The following is a 15927-nucleotide window of genomic DNA, read 5'->3' on the forward strand; positions in this document are numbered from 1 at the left end:
AACAAACGTGACCCAACAGAGCGTTTCAACGGGGAACGCTAAAAAGAGAAGCTATCAAAAAAAGCATTCAAAACACCATTCACACTTTGGTCTCAAAAATATGATGTGGACGGCTATTGAGTGTGTCCGGTATATGGCCGCGTTGAAAACTCGAATTTTCAACATGAAGCCCCAGCCCTTCTAATCGTTTGGTTAAATACGGCAGTGTATCTGCAATCCTTGCCAGAATAACGTCATTTGACGCATACAAGTCGAGGGTTATTGACTCTTTATCTATTTTTGATTTAGCAAGTACCTGCCCGGTATCGCCAATATCCAATTTCATAGTGACGTTCCATAGCCCCCGCTGCGCACTATTTTCTTGTTGTTGATGCTGTTTATGCTTTTCTCGATAAATGAGCAGTTCCGGTGGCGTGCTGTGTTGAGACAGCGTGGGCAGCACGTAATAAAAAGCATCTTGACCTTGAATACGTGAATCTGCTTGAGTCACTTTGCTTTGCTGATGATTGGCAAGCAATGTTTTTAATTGAGCTAACAGCTGCTGACGGCCATCTAACTGGTTTACATCTTGGCTAACTCTGCTTGGCTGAGTGTTACTTCCCACGCTTGCTAAGGTTTTGGAGATAATAGAGTCAGGTGAATCTATTTGCGACTTCAGACTGGGCTGTCGCTGCAGGGCTCTTCCCGCTAGTGCGAGTTGAACAAGGGCAACAAGTCCTTGTACAAAACTCGATACCGCAACAGGAGAGGTGAGCGTTGATGGCGTTGCCAAAAGTGCTGGGCTGTTTAGCAGCGTTTGAATACGCTGAGGCAATGACGAGTCAGACCCTGACGTACCCGTCTTTAAATTAGCGTCTTTAACCTCTTTGTCCTTTCCAGTACCGTCAGTAGATTTTACGTCAGACTCGGCTAAAGCACTTGTCATTTCTTTGACTAGCGCGTTTCGTTCACTAGCACTTATTTGCTGCTTGCTGGTGTTATTTGAGAGTTGCTGCAATAGATTATTAAACAGCTCCACCGAAGCGCTTTTTGCTTCAGCTTTTATCATTTGAGCAATGGCTCCCAGTGTGGGCTTTGTTGCGTTTGCTTCTTTGATCAATTGGCTGTTCGCTGTGTTTTCCACCGCATTTGCGACCTGAGTAGAAGGTGCCTTTTGTGCAGGCAATCCCTGCGTTGTTTCAAGCTGTGGCTTGTTTAGCGCCGAAGGCGAAGCCGAGCGAACATCTATGCTTTTTAGTTGCTGTATAAGTTTGGACAGTGCAGATGACGCATCTTGTTGCGCTATGGAATTACCTTGTACTTGCCCAAGAGCGCTAGTGTTCGGTCTATTCTCTACAATGGACACTAGGGCTGTAAGGGCACTCGCGGTGCTGCCAGTCTGATTTAATAAAACACGGGAGAGTGAGCGAATGGCGTTATGTACATCACTGCCGCTAAGGGACTCGGGTGAAGTGTTAATACTGGCACTGTGAGCATGATTAACACTATGAGAGCTATGTAATGACGCATTAGGTGCTAGCCGTGAACTTGCCCCTTTTCCAGCTTTTAATATTTCAATGCCAGTAAGTTGAGATATCGGCAGGCTTTTAACATCTACATTACGCAGCTGCCCTGTGCTCAATACAGGCAATATGTCCTTGACTAAAAGTGAAGCTGAAGCCGGTAGTGAAAATGTGGTTAGCACGCTATTTTTTGTAGTGTGAACGTTTAGTGTCGCGCTTGCTGCGTCCTTTGTATTTAAGGAAAGTAGACTTACGGCTTTTAAGGTGTTGTTGCCAAAACTTGAGGTAGAGAGCGACGCCGAGCCAGGGAGAAACTGCTTTAACGCTGAAGGAATACCGCGCTCTTGAGATATCGCCACACCGCCTTGTTTAAGTGCCTGCTCAATAAGTTGGTATTGCGATTTTGCACTTATATTTCCTAATGATAGGGAGTCTAAGTTTGTGCGCTGCTGTGCAGAGCCTTTGCCCGTTAACTCGTTGGCAATATTACTTAAACTAGTGTGTAGTGTTAGCGCAATATTCCCACTTTGCGTTCTGTTAAGGCTTATGGAAACGCCTTTGCCAATAAGGTTTTGAAGTGATGCCATTGACTTAGCGTCTAATTGCGCCAAGGGCAAGTGAATTGATTTACCCCCCTCTAAACCAAGGGTTACTTCTTTACTGGTAACAGAATGGATTTGTGCCCTAAGCGATACGGCCGCTCCTTCAGCGTTCTTTAAAGCTTCTGCGATTGCTTTAAACAGTTGACCTTGCTTATCTAAAGGAATACTCGTGCTCTGTGATGTCACCTCTACAGACGTCAATGCAGCGTGTACTGCGCTGTTTATTCCAGAAGCCGTCGCTCCAGAGCTATTTACTCCAAAAGCACTTGTCCCAGAGCCGAGGGATATGAGTTGAGGCTGCTGTATTCCTTGGCGAGAAACAGTATCGGGGACACGTAAATTCGCTTTTAACTGGGGAGTGCTTAGGGCCAAAACATTATCTGGAAGCCGAGCAACAACTACCTTAGCGGCGTTATCAATTGCTACCGCCCGTGATAGCTGATTGCCCCGGGATTGATTCATAGCGCCTTGTTGAGTAGGTGCCTGGCCTGTATCAGCGGAGACAGGACTGGTATTTTGACTGCCAGCACCGCTCGCAGCGCCGGATTGCCCTGTAGATTGTGCTGTTGTATTCAGTACACTCGCGAGAATATTGGAAAGTTGCGACGTCATGTGAATGGTATCGGCCTTAGCATGTTTTTCCTTAGCTGAGTAATTGATAAAGGCACAATCGATTATTATAGTAAAGCAGGTTAAAAGCCGCCTGTTAAACCAGTTATTAGCTCACCGATTAATTCGCTAACTCACTCATTTTTTGAAAGGCATATGAACAACCCAGTTAATGTTGTAGATAGCGTGGGATGGAAACAATAAATCGTAACTAAAAAAGACAAGAAAACTGTTGAAGTAAATCATATTTAATTGATATTCGCGACTGCGAAAATGCCATCCTGTGATAAACTAGCGTCAATTTTTAGAGTTAGTAATTCGTACAGAAGGTAGACGTCGTAGTGCTAAAAGCGTGTGAACTAACATGCGTAAAAAGAGACAGGGTCTTATTCGAAAATGTTTCATTGGCGGTCAATGCCGGTGAGCTTCTGTATGTCCGTGGGCCTAACGGAGCGGGTAAAACCAGCTTACTTCGAATTCTCACCGGGCTAAGCACGCCTGAATCTGGCACCGTATTGTTTAACGGACAGGATATTGCAGATTCTTCGTTATCGTATTTGTCGACGTTGTTATACCTAGGTCACAAGAGCGGAACCAACGGCAGCTTATCTGCATTGGATAACTTAACGTTTTGGCTAGCTCAACATCAAGTGAAATGCGAAGAAAGCCAACTTTTCGATGCATTAATGCGGATAGGGCTAGTTGGTCTTGAAGACGTACCAGTACGGTTCTTGTCGGCCGGTCAGCAGCGAAGAGTAGCCCTAGCCCGTTTGTGGTTAAAACCTGCTGACGTATGGATCCTCGATGAGCCTTTTACCGCATTAGATGTTAAAGGCATAGCGTTGCTCGAGGGGCAAATGAAATCTCATGTTGAGCGTGGGGGAATTGTCATAACTACCTCTCATCAGCCGCTATCTGAAGCTGCAGGCGCGCACAGCGTATTTGATTTGGAGTATCGGTTTTAATGTCGCTGTATCAGGGAGTCTTTAAACGAGATGTTCACATTGCGTTTAAACAGAAGGCTGAACTACTTCAACCGCTGATGTTTTTGCTGATGGTCGTTACCATGTTCCCATTGGGTGTCAGCCCGTCTCCTGACACCTTGCAACGCATTGGTCCTGGGGTGCTGTGGATTGCGGCAATCCTGTCATCATTGATGGCCATGGATCGAATGTTTAGAGACGATTTTCAAGACGGCACCATGGAGCAGTACGTGCTCTCAGGTAGGTCTCTTGCAGGGATTAGTGCTGTGAAGGTGTGCGTGCACTGGCTGGTGAGTTTTATTCCCATGCTCGTGCTGTCACCGCTATTAGCCATGTTTTTAAATTTAACGTTTGATATGTACGTGGCGCTATTAGCAACGTTGCTTCTAGGTACGCCTCTACTGTCGTTAATTGGTGCAATTGCAGTAGGGTTAACGGTAGGGTTACAGAAAGGTGGTGTGTTGTTAGCATTGCTGCTAATCCCTGTTTTTATTCCGTTACTCATTTTTGCCACGTCAGCTGTGGATTCTGCCGCACTTCAATTACCTTATTATCCGCAACTTGCTATTATCGCGGCCATGCTGCTGCTGGCACTAGCAATAGCACCTTTTGCGATAGCGTATTCTTTAAGAGTGAGTCAGAACTAATGTGGAAGTGGTTACATCCTTACGCAAAAACAGAGCGAGCTTATCAGCTTTGCGTAACGTTACAGCCTTGGCTTTGGTCAGGCGCAGGCATTGCTTTGTTTGTTGGCACGCTATGGGGGCTTGCGTTTGCGCCACAGGATTATCAACAGGGTGATTCATTTCGTATTATTTATATTCACGTGCCAAGCGCCATATTGTCTATGGGCACTTACATAGCTATGGCGGTAGCGGCACTTGTCGGTATGGTATGGCAGTGGCGCACGGCTTATATGAGCATGATTGCCATGGCGCCTGTTGGCGCTGTAATGACATTTATTGCCCTGTTCACCGGTGCTGCATGGGGTAAGCCTATGTGGGGCGCGTGGTGGGTTTGGGACGCACGGTTGACCTCAGAGCTTATTTTGTTGTTTTTATATTTTGGTGTCATTGCGCTTTACGGTGCATTTGAAGATAAACAGCAAGCGGGTAAAGCCGCAGGGGTTATGGCGCTAGTAGGGGTAGTGAATATTCCTATTATTCATTACTCAGTTGAGTGGTGGAACACCCTTCATCAAGGCGCCACAATTAGCAAATTTGACAACCCTTCAATAGCACCTGAAATGCTTTGGCCGCTACTAATTAACCTACTTGGTTTTGCATTTTTTATAGGTGCAGTAACCACAGTTCGCTTACGCAATGAAATTGTGCTGCGAGAAATGCATCGTCCTTGGGTGCAAGCGCTTGCGACACAACAGGTAAAAGGGGCTCAGTAGTATGCAATTTGAATCGTTGACAGACTTTTTTGCGATGGGCGGGTATGCCTTTTACGTATGGATATCGTTTTTTGTCACGTTTGGCAGCATGGCCATCATAGCAATACAAAGTTATGTAAAGCAAAAAACGCTGCTGTCTACAACGCTAAAAGAACAAGAGCGAAGAGCCCGAATTAAGCGTGCCCAGCAGAGCGTTTAAATTGGGCGCTTAAAATTAGCTCGCTGTATTAGGCGTGCTATCAACAAGACACATTTTTCAATTTTCCAAATATCGAAGTGAGATAGTTGCATGAACCCAAGACGAAAGCAGCGTTTAACGGTAGTGGCTTTAATCGGCCTTCTAGTTGCTAGTGCAATTGGACTGATGCTCTATGCATTAAACGACAGCATTGATTTATTTTATACGCCAAGCGAAATCATTGAGGGTAAAAATGGACTAAAGCCACAGGTAGGACAGCGTTTGCGTATTGGCGGAATGGTGGTGCCAGGAACGGTAAGCCGCGACCCAGATAGTTTAGCGGTCAGTTTCGACCTTGTAGATACAGGCCCTGCTGTCACGGTGACTTTTACCGGTATTTTACCGGATTTATTTCGCGAGGGTCAGGGCATAGTGGCTACGGGCGTATTAACAGACTCAAGACAGATAAATGCTCAGGAAGTACTGGCAAAACACGATGAAGAGTATATGCCGCCTGAATTGGCAGAAAAAATGAAGGGTATAAAACACGTTAAGCCGGAAAATAAATCCGGTTACGGTTCTTCAGACGCCAGCTCTTATAACGACAAATCCTATGACGCTAGCTCTTATGAGAAAAGCACGTACGAAAGCGGTGTATCGGGCAATAAGCCCTCAAAGGCAGATTCAACCACGAGCATGAATGAGGGGCAGTAAGTTATGATACCTGAAATTGGTAATATAGCGCTCACACTGGCGTTAGTGCTATCCATTTTGTTGGCGGTATATCCGCTTTGGGGCGCCCACCGTCAACATGAAACGTTAATGGCAACGGCGAAGCCGTTAGCGATTGGCCTATTTATTTTTACGCTCATTGCGTATGTTTGCCTCACATACGCTTTTGTTACCGATGACTTTAGCGTTGAATACGTTGCCCAACACTCGAACAGCAAACTGCCTATCTACTATAAAATCACCGCAGTATGGGGTGGTCATGAAGGCTCGTTTTTACTGTGGGTATTGATGCTGTCGCTATGGACAGTTGCAGTTGCTATTTTTAGCCGAGGGATCCCCCTTGCTATGGTAGCTCGAGTCCTATCGGTGCTGGGAATGATCGGTATCGGTTTCTACTTGTTTATGCTGCTAACGTCAAACCCGTTCAACAGCATGCTGCCGTTCTTTCCTGTTGATGGGCGAGATCTCAATCCACTGCTGCAAGATTTTGGCATGATTATCCATCCTCCCATGCTGTACATGGGATATGTAGGTTTTTCTGTTGCATTTGCATTTGCAATTTCAGCGCTTATTTCTGGACAACTCGACTCGACGTGGGCCCGCTGGTCTCGTCCTTGGGTAATTGCTGCCTGGGCATTTCTCACCGTTGGCATTGCACTGGGTAGCTGGTGGGCATACTACGAGCTTGGCTGGGGCGGCTGGTGGTTTTGGGACCCAGTAGAAAATGCGTCCTTCATGCCATGGCTTGTGGGCACTGCGTTAATGCATTCCCTTGCGGTAACTGAAAAGCGTAAAGCCTTTAAATCTTGGACCGTTTTATTGGCCATTGCTGCATTTAGCATGAGTTTACTTGGTACCTTTTTGGTTCGCTCTGGCGTTATTGTGTCTGTGCATTCCTTTGCAAGCGATCCTACCCGAGGTTTATTTATTCTCGGTATTCTTATTGTACTCAGTGGTTTTGGTTTACTGCTTTACGCAATGCGTGCTGCGTCACTGAAAAGCCCAGGCAGGTATCAAGCTTTCTCACGTGAAGTGTTACTGATGGGAAACAACGTATTCCTCTGTGCTGCAACGCTAGTGGTGCTGCTAGGGACCCTATTCCCACTTGTGCATAAAGAGTTGGGGTTGGGCAGTATTTCGGTGGGTGCACCGTTTTTCAATCAGATGTTTACGCTGCTTATCGTTCCTTTTGTGCTTATTCTTGGCCTTGGGCCGCTTACCCGTTGGAAGCATCAAAAAGCCAGCGAGCTTAAAAAACAGTTGCTTATAGCGCTGGGCATTGCGCTAAGTGCAGGCATACTTGTGAACTTCGCCTACGACACGCCAAGCTACATGGGTGTGCTTGGTATGGTACTGGTGTTTTGGATTTTGGTGATGACGGTGCAAGAAGTTATTCAGCGGGTATCCTCAATGCCGGGTGACATGAGCACAGTGACATCGCTGAGAAAACTGACGCCTAGCCACTGGGGTATGGTGCTAGGTCATGTTGGTTTTGCTATTTCAATTATTGGTATCACTCTAGTGTCTAATTATGAGCTAGAGCGTGATATTCGTATGGATGTTGGCGAGACAGTCAGTTTAGGTGGTTATGACTTTACTTTTACCGATGTAAAGCGCGCCGACGGACCAAATTATAATGCCGACGCAGGCATTTTTGATGTGTATAAAAACGGCGAGAAGGTCGTTAGGCTGGAGCCTGAAAAGCGTCTTTACACCGTGCAGCGTATGCCGATGACCGAGGCTGCAATTCACTCTACAGTTACACGTGATGTGTTCATCGCCATGGGCGAGCCATTAGATAATGGGGCTTGGGCAATACGGATATACATTAAACCGTTTGTTATCTGGCTATGGGCTGGTGCCGTAGTAATGGCGCTGGGCGGCGTACTGTCAATTAGTGACAAGCGCTATCGAATTGCAAAAGTGAAGAAAGTAAAAGCGGTATTGAGTAGAAGCACGACTAATAAACCTGAAGGGAATGCAATATGAAGAATGCGCGTTTAGTCGTCATTCCACTGGTATTATTTTTACTGCTGGTTGTCTTTTTATTCAAAGGGCTGTTTTCAGACCCTCGAGAGCTAGATTCTCAGGTGAAGGATAAAGTACTGCCAGCGTTCTCACTACCAGATCTTATGCAACCAGACATAACTTATACCCCAGAAAGTTTAAAAGGACAGGTGACGCTACTAAACGTGTGGGGCGTATGGTGCGTAACGTGTGCGGTTGAAATGCCTTATTTGACTGAGCTGAAAAATGAGAAAGGCGTTCATATTGTCGGTCTCTATTTTGACCAAGATTTAGATCCAGATTTTGGCACTAAGACTCTCAATAGAGTGCAACAAGAAGTGACATCCATGTTGAGCCGATACGGCAATCCGTATGCGTTTAATATTTTTGATGTGTATCGCGATACATCATTAGATTTGGGTGTTACTGGCGCACCAGAGCATTTTGTTATTGATGCCCAGGGCGTTATCCGAATGCACCATATTGGTGACATTAATGAGCGGGTTTGGAAAAACAAAGTAGGTCCACTGTACAATCGGTTAGTGGCAGATTCATCGACAGGCAAGTTTGATAGTAATAGTGATAAGACAAGTACTAGTACCAGCGAAAACGCTAAAACTATTAGCGCGGAGGTAAAGTAATGCGCCAATGTATAACGTCGTTGCTCATTGCCTTGAGGTTAAGACCCTTCATATCAAGCGCTTTAATGATAAGCGCGCTGGCTTTTGCTAGTACCCTCTATGCAGCAGAGGACAACTTTTCATTTGAAACACCAGAGCAACGGGCGGCGTTTTTAACGTTGACTGCGGAACTGCGCTGCCCTATGTGTCAGAATCAAAACATAGCGGATAGTGACGCTATGATCGCTCATGATATGCGCCGCAAGGTATATACCCTTCTTAAACAGGGCAAAACTGAAGCACAAGTTATTGATTATATGAAAACGCGTTACGGGGACTTTGTTCACTATCAGCCACCAGTGACAATCGCGACCATGTGGCTGTGGGCTGTGCCGGTGTTGTTTGTTTTTATCGCATTACTATTTATCGTTAGGCGTAAGTCAGCCTCTCCGCCTGAGGACATGGCAGCAAAATTAGCCAAAGCCGATGCAATGTTGGAGCAAGATAAAGAATGAGTTGGTCTGAGTTTTATTTAATTGTTTCTGGGCTTATTACCCTCGTTCTTTTAATTATCGCATTTCCGTTTTTACGCAATAAAAATCATGCAAAACGGGATAGTCTGAGCAATACGCAAATTATTAGACAGCGCCTGATAGAGTTGGAGCGCGAAGTAAAAGAAGGGCTAATTAGCGAAATAGACAAACGCCAAGCGGTGGACGAGTTAAAAATTGCCCTTGTTGACGAAAGTGCTTTTACAGCAAAGAAAACCGGTACCGCGCCTCTTGTGCTGATTGTGGGCGGGTTAATGGCGCTTATTTGCGGCGCCGTGGTTTATTCTCAAGTGAATCAAATGAGCCAAGTTAAGCGCTCAACCGATGCTATTGCTGCGCTACCTCAATTGAGTCAGCAACTTGCGAACGGCAATGCGAACAGTCTGACTCAGCAGGATATTGCTGATTTAGCCCTCGCTATTCGTCAGCGCCTTCGCGACGACCCGAGTGACGATACTGGGTGGATGTATTTAGGGCGTTTAATGCTAAGCATAGGACAAGAAGTGCAGGCGATAGAGGCTATCGATAGAGCTACCGTTTTGGCTCCTGCCAACAGTGGTCACAAAATTACGCTTGCGCAGGCGTTGATGACCACCGGTGATGTAAATAACCTTCAAAGGGCACAGGGTATATTAAACGGCTTGTTAGCTGAGGCTCCAGATAACGACAATCTTGCTTTAATGATGGCCGTGGTTTCTGCACAAGTAGGTGATTTAACGCAGACTAAACGTTATTATGCCCAAGTAAAAGACAAGCTTCCCAATGGTAGTGATATGCAGCAACGATTAACATCCCGTATTGCTGAGCTTGAGGGGAGAGCAAGAGATGTGGCTCAGCTGACCAGCAGCACTAGTGGTGGCATTGATGGTAGCATTGATGATGGCACTGGCAGGGACATACTGGCGCCAGTTGAAGCAAACAATGATTCAACCACTGCATTATCAGAGTCATCACATGTTAAAACTGGCTTTATTATCAAGGTAGAATTGTCCGAAGAGGCGAAGGTAAAAGCGCCCAAAGAGGGCTTTCTTATCGTATTTGCACAAGATGCGCTATCTGAAAATAGAATGCCTGCGGCGGTAGTAAAAATACCCATTGGTGCTATGCCTGCGGCGGTGACTCTTAGCAATAAAAACGCGATGATGCCGCAATACAATCTAAGCTCGCTTTCTGACATCACGATCACAGCAAGGCTGTCTAACGATGGCGATGTTTCTATTTCATCAGGCGAGTGGCAGGGCAGTACCTCAGCGCAGGTTAAACAAGGGCAAATGCCTGAGTTAACCGTCATCATAAATAAGGAATTGTAATAATGGATATAACCAGGCAACTGGTCGCTGGCGCTTTGGTCATAAGCAGCCTACTTGGTGGATGTGCGACAAATAATGCATCCCAACAAACTTCTGAGGTTTCGACAACCAGCACGCAGGTAGATTCATCAGACCCAAGAGACCCTCTTGAACCAGTAAATCGCTTAATGTGGGATTTCAACTGGGAAGTACTTGACGCTTATTTTGTGCGCCCTCTTACCGTTGGTTACGTGACAGTAATGCCTCAGTTCGCAAGGACTGGGCTACTAAATGCCTCGCGTAATTTACAAGAACCGGCAAACTTTATGAATAATGTGTTTCAAGGGAAGGTAGATGATGGCTTAGATAGCTTGGCCCGTTTCCTATTAAACTCTACCATTGGTTTATTCGGTACTATCGATGTTGCTGAGAGCATAGGTATCTCTCGCAAAGATGAGGAGTTTGGCGAAACGTTAGGCGTATGGGGTGTTGATACAGGGCCTTTTATGATGCTGCCGGTGTTGGGACCTAACGACCCGAGAAGTTTCGCCGGTCAATTTGTTGATGGCACGGTATACCCTATGGCGGTTATTGCCAGCAATTTTTTTATTGCTCGCTATGTGGTGTCTCTTGTCGAGACTCGAGCACAAGTAATGGCGCAAGAAGCGCAGCTAGAGCAATCAGTGGACGATTATGCGTTTGTTAAAAACGCCTATTTCGAAAACTTAGCCTTCCGTGTTACCGACGGTAAGAGTGGCGATAAGGCGATTGGTGAAGAACAGTTAGATGATTTTGCTGACTTTGAAGCTATGTTGGAAGACGCGAGCTTTGACGATTACGAATATGAAGAAGAACAAAGCGAAGAAGACAAGCAAAATGATAAAGTTAAAGCGTCAAAAGGTAGCGACATCATAGATAATTAACGACGTCCAACGCAGAGAGAATACGCTCTAAAACTAGTTCTCAGCTACGTACAGGCTTATAGAGTGCGTTTGAATACTGAGCCTACGCATAAGACTAAGTACGTAAAACTACAGATACAAAGCCGAACATACGTATCGATGAATTAGAGACTAAGAAAAAACCATGCTTAGTGCATGGTTTTTCTATTGGATTTTTACGTTTTAGCCAATTCTTGACTAATTTTTCGGGTAGCCTGTTGGGTTTTGAGACTGCCAATTCCACGTGTCGGCACACATGTCCTCTAATCCTTTATCAGCGTTCCAATTCAACTCTTTTGCCGCCTTTGTAGGGTCAGCATAACAGGCCGCTACATCACCACTTCGTCTCGGTGCAACCTGGTAAGGCACCTTTCTGCCAGAGCCTTTTTCAAATGCGGCTATCATTTCTAACACAGAATAACCCTGACCGGTGCCGAGATTATACTTATCTAATCCCATATTAAGATTGAGTCTGTCTAGCGCTTTCAAGTGGCCATTCGCTAAATCGACAACGTGTATGTAATCTCTAACACCCGTTCCGTCAACGGTGTTGTAGTCATCGCCAAATACGCTAAGCTGCTGAAGTTTCCCTGTGGCAACTTGAGAGATGTATGGCATCAGGTTGTTTGGAATACCGTTAGGATCTTCACCAATTTGGCCAGACTTATGTGCGCCTACTGGATTAAAATACCGCAGCAACACAATGTTCCACTCGCTGTCTGACCCATAAAGGTCGCTAAGCATGTGTTCGACCATGAGTTTTGACATGCCGTAAGGGTTTGTTGGGTGACCTGTAGACATATCTTCACTAAGAGGAAGGGATGCAGGGTCGCCGTATACAGTGGCTGATGAGCTAAACACAATGTTCTTCACATTGTGCTTTTGCATTGCCTTACATAATGTAAGCGTACCATACACATTATTTTCGTAATAAGACAACGGCTTAGCTACTGATTCTCCCACCGCTTTAAGTCCGGCGAAGTGAATCACAGCAAAAATGCTGTGCTCACTAAAAATATCATCTAATACGGCGGTATCACGAATATCACCTTGTACAAAAGTAACTGACTTGCTAGTAAGACCTTCAACGCGTCTTAACGACTCAGGACTGGCATTGCATAAGTTATCGAGTACAACAACGCCGTAGTCTTGTTCGAGAAGCTGCAGAACGGTGTGGCTACCGATGTAACCCGCACCACCAGTAACTAAGATGGTTTTCATTCATTTTCCTTGCTTGACGGTTGCGCTATATATTTAGCACATAGGGAATATTGGATAGGTTTTATCACCAATGGATAAAGTAAAAATACCACAAATGCCCACAGTAGCGATGTCCAATTTGTTGCAGTTTGAAGAATAAAGGCAAAAACAGGCACAATAACGAGAAGCTTTAAGACATTCAGTAGCGTTTTTTCTGGTACGGAAAGCCGTTTTGACGCTTGGTCAAGTAAACGAGCTCGCTCGGCTAGTGGTAAACCCTGCAGCGAAGGGATATTACGTGTAGAAAAATAAAACGTCATCATTCACTCTCAATAAAAAACCGCCGAAATACGACTATTACGGCGGTTATTGTAGGTCAATCTTCTAATAGTTAAAACAGCGTAGAAATAAAACTGTCTTAACGTAGAAACTGGGCTTTAGTGTTTAAGCTTTTTCTTGAATCCCAGCTTTTTCCCAGAAGCGTGATTTAACGCTTAGAAGAGCAATCACAATACCCACTGCAATACTGAACAACGCAATCTGGAGGTAAAGATTCGGCATTTCTTTCACATTCTCTGGGTCAAAGTTACCAGAGAGAAGACCGGCAATAATATTACCGATTGAATAGGTTAAAACAAATACCCCCATCATCTGTCCTGCAAATCGCTTGGGCGATAGTTTACTCACTGCGCTTAGTGCCACAGGACTTAAGCATAGCTCGCCAACTGTATGTAAAAAGTAAGTAGTCACTAACCACATTGGGGCTACTTTTAAGCCTTGTGCCGCGTACTGTGATGCCATAAACATGACCAAGAACCCCGAAGCCATAATAATAATACCTACGGCACATTTTATGGTGTAAGAGGGGTCAATCATCCGTTTTGCAAGGTTAATCCATAGTGCAGCGAAGAAAGGCGATAATATGATGATAAACAATGAGTTTGACAGCTGGAACCATACAGTGGGTATAGCCGACATACCAAACCAAGAGGTAAGGAACGAGCCATCGCTTAACACACGGTCAGTGTAATTCTGGGCAAACAAATTAAGTGAAGAGCCGGCTTGTTCAAAACCAGACCAAAAACATGCCGAGGCTACACATACTAAGAACAGCGCCCACATGCGTCTCTTTTCGTTTTCTGTTAAGTCGCCTTTAAAATAAATAAAGCCAAAATATAAAAAGAAAATGACAGTAAAGAAGATAGCGACTTTTTGTGCAAGCGCGATCGGCTCAATAACAATGCTACCCATGTGAGCCAAAATAATCACTGCGATGGCTGCGGCAACAACGGCAAGCACACCTGTCCATGCGCGCTTTCTTGCTGCGCCTTGGTAGGCATTAGCAGGGGCAACTGATTCTGCTGATAGCGTGCGACTAGAGAAATAATATTGAATTAAGCCAATTGCCATTCCTATTGCAGCTGCGCCAAAAGCATAGTGCCATCCCCAATTTTGTTGAAGATAACCAGTTACTAAGTACGCAATCAAAGAGCCAATATTAATACCCATATAGTAAAGGGCATAGCCACTGTCGCGGCGACCGTCGTCTTCTCCGTATTGTTGACCAACCATGGCAGAAATATTGGGTTTGAGTAAACCAGTTCCTGATGCAACTAAGATTAAACCAACGAAGAATAGGTTCTGTAAATCGATAGCAAGTACTACGTGGCCTGCAAAAATGATGAGGCCGCCATACCAAACCGCTTGCTTACCGCCGATAAGCCTGTCTGCCAGCCAACCCCCTGGTAGGCCAAGAAAATAAACGGCGCCAGTGTATAAGCCATAAATAGCCCCTGCTGTCGCTACGGTTAATCCAAGACCTTGTGTCTGAAGGCTTGCTGTCATAAAGAGTACGAGCAGGGCGCGCATACCGTAGTAACTCATACGCTCCCACATTTCAGTGAAGAAAAGCGTTCTCAGGCCCCCTGGATGACCAAAAAAACTTGTATCGATAGATGGTTTCATAATTATTTTCTAATTCCACATTGCTTATGGTTGTTATTATAGAGCTCTATATTGTTTGGCTCTTTGATAATGGTCCGAACACGGATGACTTCTTATACTAGAGGTGGCGATAAGACACAAGATTTCACGTACAAACTTCGAAAGCTATCTGTCAACCGACCAAGTATTGAACAGCATTGAACAATACCGGCCGGATGACATTTATCTTTATTTTAAGTGAATGCTATAACTCTCGGATAGTTGCTACTATGATGCGTGCGATGCCGTAAATAAGTAGTAAGGCTACGCCGAAAAGGACGAGATTATACAAAGTAGTGGGGTAGGCGTTGTCATCGGGCAGAGTGGATGACTCCACAGTCACTAAATGTTGTAGTTTTTGATAAGCCTCAACTCGTGCGTTTTCAAGTGTAATTAATGATGATGAGTATGCCTGGATAGCGAGCTGAAGCTGAACTTGCAAATTACTGTATTGGGCCATAAGCTCGCTAACAGAAAGATTTTGTCCCTGCCCTTCGGTGGTGCTGATTTTTTCCTTCTGCTTTTCCACTTCTTTCTGTAACGCACTAATCTCCCTTTTTATATTAATTACTTCTGGTGCCATATTCGACATCATTGTTGCCATGGTACTCAACTCAGCCCTTTTCTGCGCAAGAGTCGCTTCAAGAGAGAAGGCTATTTGTTGGAATGCTGCGCCTTCGGCAGTGGGATCTAACACGTTGTACTTTGACTGAAACCCTAAAATCTCTGTTTTAGCGGTCTGGAGTTTTTGTTCAACAATCTCGTGCTCGCCCTTGGCAAATGCTAGTTTAGATTTAGCTAAGTTGTTGTTGATCGTATTAATAAACTGTTCAGCTTTCGCCACAATAGTTTGGTTTATTATTTGCGCATACTCAGCATTAAAGGCTCGCGTGCGCAATGTGATCACCGACGACGTGGAGTCTACACTCACGTCTACATGGTTTAGATAAAATTGATAAAAGTCTTCTTGTTTATGCTCAGCAGATAACCCACTAAATACGTCCGCTTCGTCAGAGGTATAGTGGTCGCGAAGTTGAATCGTGCTATCTAGATACTTAATCATATCGGAAGACTGGATATAAGCCTCCACTAATGAACTTTCATTACCGCTACCACCCGATACACCAGCGGCCATCAGAAGAGACGATGGGTCAAAACTACTTCCACCGTCACTAGATTTAACAATAAGCTGGCTCTGGCTTTCGTACTGAGGCGCCGCCCATACAACGAGATAAAAGGCATAAAGTACCCAAGGCAGAATAAGTAGGGCGGTTTTATTCTGTTTAAGAAGAGAGTTTAGCTGTGTAAGAGATTTTTCCACGGTGTTAAAC

General features: G+C 45.0%; 14 protein-coding genes and 1 pseudogene. 10 read left to right on the forward strand and 5 right to left on the reverse strand.

The features are described from left to right. Nucleotides 1-79: 79 nt before the first annotated feature. A complete protein-coding gene (locus ACOJR9_RS04575) occupies nucleotides 80-2716 on the reverse strand; it encodes a flagellar hook-length control protein FliK (protein ID WP_420935190.1) in 2637 nt (878 codons plus the stop codon). Between the two features lie 338 nt (nucleotides 2717-3054). On the opposite strand from ACOJR9_RS04575, the gene ccmA reads away from it, so the two are divergent. The 10 genes and pseudogenes from ccmA to ACOJR9_RS04625 all read left to right on the forward strand — a co-directional run bounded on the left by ccmA (nucleotide 3055) and on the right by ACOJR9_RS04625 (nucleotide 11395). Further along, nucleotides 3055-3678 carry a cytochrome c biogenesis heme-transporting ATPase CcmA gene (ccmA, locus tag ACOJR9_RS04580; RefSeq protein ID WP_420935191.1) on the forward strand — a complete coding sequence of 208 codons (624 nt, stop codon included), beginning with the start codon at nucleotides 3055-3057 and terminating at the stop codon, nucleotides 3676-3678. Further along, on the forward strand, nucleotides 3678-4343 hold the full coding sequence (gene ccmB / locus ACOJR9_RS04585) for a heme exporter protein CcmB (RefSeq protein WP_420935192.1): 666 nt from the start codon (nucleotides 3678-3680) through the stop codon (nucleotides 4341-4343). The genes ccmA and ccmB overlap by 1 nt, the downstream gene beginning before the upstream one ends. Next, a complete protein-coding gene (locus tag ACOJR9_RS04590) occupies nucleotides 4343-5095 on the forward strand; it encodes a heme ABC transporter permease (protein ID WP_420935193.1) in 753 nt (250 codons plus the stop codon). Before ccmB ends, ACOJR9_RS04590 begins: the two co-directional genes overlap by 1 nt. Before the next feature lies 1 nt (nucleotide 5096). Further along, on the forward strand, nucleotides 5097-5294 hold the full coding sequence (gene ccmD / locus ACOJR9_RS04595) for a heme exporter protein CcmD (protein ID WP_032094313.1): 198 nt from the start codon (nucleotides 5097-5099) through the stop codon (nucleotides 5292-5294). Between the two features lie 90 nt (nucleotides 5295-5384). Next, nucleotides 5385-5834: pseudogene (ccmE, locus tag ACOJR9_RS04600) on the forward strand (cytochrome c maturation protein CcmE); the annotation flags it as partial. Nucleotides 5835-5990: 156 nt separating this feature from the next. Beyond that, on the forward strand, nucleotides 5991-7994 hold the full coding sequence (locus ACOJR9_RS04605) for a heme lyase CcmF/NrfE family subunit (protein ID WP_420935194.1): 2004 nt from the start codon (nucleotides 5991-5993) through the stop codon (nucleotides 7992-7994). Then, nucleotides 7991-8653, forward strand: a complete 663-nt coding sequence (locus ACOJR9_RS04610; protein ID WP_420935195.1) for a redoxin family protein — start codon at nucleotides 7991-7993, stop codon at nucleotides 8651-8653. The genes ACOJR9_RS04605 and ACOJR9_RS04610 overlap by 4 nt, the downstream gene beginning before the upstream one ends. A gap of 65 nt (nucleotides 8654-8718) precedes the next feature. Next, complete coding sequence (locus ACOJR9_RS04615; RefSeq protein WP_239059991.1) at nucleotides 8719-9147, forward strand: cytochrome c-type biogenesis protein; 429 nt, start codon at nucleotides 8719-8721, stop codon at nucleotides 9145-9147. Next, the gene (gene ccmI, locus ACOJR9_RS04620; RefSeq protein WP_420935196.1) at nucleotides 9144-10493 is read left to right on the forward strand and encodes a c-type cytochrome biogenesis protein CcmI; all 1350 of its coding nucleotides are present in this window, start codon (nucleotides 9144-9146) and stop codon (nucleotides 10491-10493) included. Before ACOJR9_RS04615 ends, ccmI begins: the two co-directional genes overlap by 4 nt. 2 nt (nucleotides 10494-10495) lie before the next feature. Next, the gene (locus tag ACOJR9_RS04625) at nucleotides 10496-11395 is read left to right on the forward strand and encodes a VacJ family lipoprotein (RefSeq protein ID WP_420935197.1); all 900 of its coding nucleotides are present in this window, start codon (nucleotides 10496-10498) and stop codon (nucleotides 11393-11395) included. Between the two features lie 216 nt (nucleotides 11396-11611). On the opposite strand, the gene galE is transcribed toward ACOJR9_RS04625, so the two are convergent. The 4 genes from galE to ACOJR9_RS04645 form a co-directional block, all read right to left on the reverse strand. After that, a complete protein-coding gene (gene galE / locus ACOJR9_RS04630; RefSeq protein WP_420935198.1) occupies nucleotides 11612-12634 on the reverse strand; it encodes a UDP-glucose 4-epimerase GalE in 1023 nt (340 codons plus the stop codon). Next, the gene (locus ACOJR9_RS04635; protein WP_420936051.1) at nucleotides 12631-12933 is read right to left on the reverse strand and encodes a DUF6170 family protein; all 303 of its coding nucleotides are present in this window, start codon (nucleotides 12931-12933) and stop codon (nucleotides 12631-12633) included. Before ACOJR9_RS04635 ends, galE begins: the two co-directional genes overlap by 4 nt. Nucleotides 12934-13057: 124 nt before the next feature. Next, on the reverse strand, nucleotides 13058-14578 hold the full coding sequence (locus tag ACOJR9_RS04640; protein WP_420935199.1) for a peptide MFS transporter: 1521 nt from the start codon (nucleotides 14576-14578) through the stop codon (nucleotides 13058-13060). Between the two features lie 223 nt (nucleotides 14579-14801). Then, on the reverse strand, nucleotides 14802-15917 hold the full coding sequence (locus ACOJR9_RS04645) for a capsule biosynthesis protein (protein WP_420935200.1): 1116 nt from the start codon (nucleotides 15915-15917) through the stop codon (nucleotides 14802-14804). Nucleotides 15918-15927: the final 10 nt, after the last annotated feature.

Source organism: Alteromonas ulvae, assembly GCF_048987005.1.
GTDB lineage: Bacteria > Pseudomonadota > Gammaproteobacteria > Enterobacterales > Alteromonadaceae > Alteromonas.

What these genes read in the sequence shown, in the direction of transcription:
- ACOJR9_RS04575 (WP_420935190.1), bottom strand. Translation starts at nt 2,716, where the DNA reads ATGACGTCGCAACTTTCCAATATTCTCGCGAGTGTACTGAATACAACA.
- ccmB (WP_420935192.1), top strand. Translation starts at nt 3,678, where the DNA reads ATGTCGCTGTATCAGGGAGTCTTTAAACGAGATGTTCACATTGCGTTT.
- ACOJR9_RS04590 (WP_420935193.1), top strand. Translation starts at nt 4,343, where the DNA reads ATGTGGAAGTGGTTACATCCTTACGCAAAAACAGAGCGAGCTTATCAG.
- ccmD (WP_032094313.1), top strand. Translation starts at nt 5,097, where the DNA reads ATGCAATTTGAATCGTTGACAGACTTTTTTGCGATGGGCGGGTATGCC.
- ACOJR9_RS04605 (WP_420935194.1), top strand. Translation starts at nt 5,991, where the DNA reads ATGATACCTGAAATTGGTAATATAGCGCTCACACTGGCGTTAGTGCTA.
- ACOJR9_RS04610 (WP_420935195.1), top strand. Translation starts at nt 7,991, where the DNA reads ATGAAGAATGCGCGTTTAGTCGTCATTCCACTGGTATTATTTTTACTG.
- ACOJR9_RS04615 (WP_239059991.1), top strand. Translation starts at nt 8,719, where the DNA reads ATGATAAGCGCGCTGGCTTTTGCTAGTACCCTCTATGCAGCAGAGGAC.
- ccmI (WP_420935196.1), top strand. Translation starts at nt 9,144, where the DNA reads ATGAGTTGGTCTGAGTTTTATTTAATTGTTTCTGGGCTTATTACCCTC.
- ACOJR9_RS04625 (WP_420935197.1), top strand. Translation starts at nt 10,496, where the DNA reads ATGGATATAACCAGGCAACTGGTCGCTGGCGCTTTGGTCATAAGCAGC.
- galE (WP_420935198.1), bottom strand. Translation starts at nt 12,634, where the DNA reads ATGAAAACCATCTTAGTTACTGGTGGTGCGGGTTACATCGGTAGCCAC.
- ACOJR9_RS04635 (WP_420936051.1), bottom strand. Translation starts at nt 12,933, where the DNA reads ATGACGTTTTATTTTTCTACACGTAATATCCCTTCGCTGCAGGGTTTA.
- ACOJR9_RS04640 (WP_420935199.1), bottom strand. Translation starts at nt 14,578, where the DNA reads ATGAAACCATCTATCGATACAAGTTTTTTTGGTCATCCAGGGGGCCTG.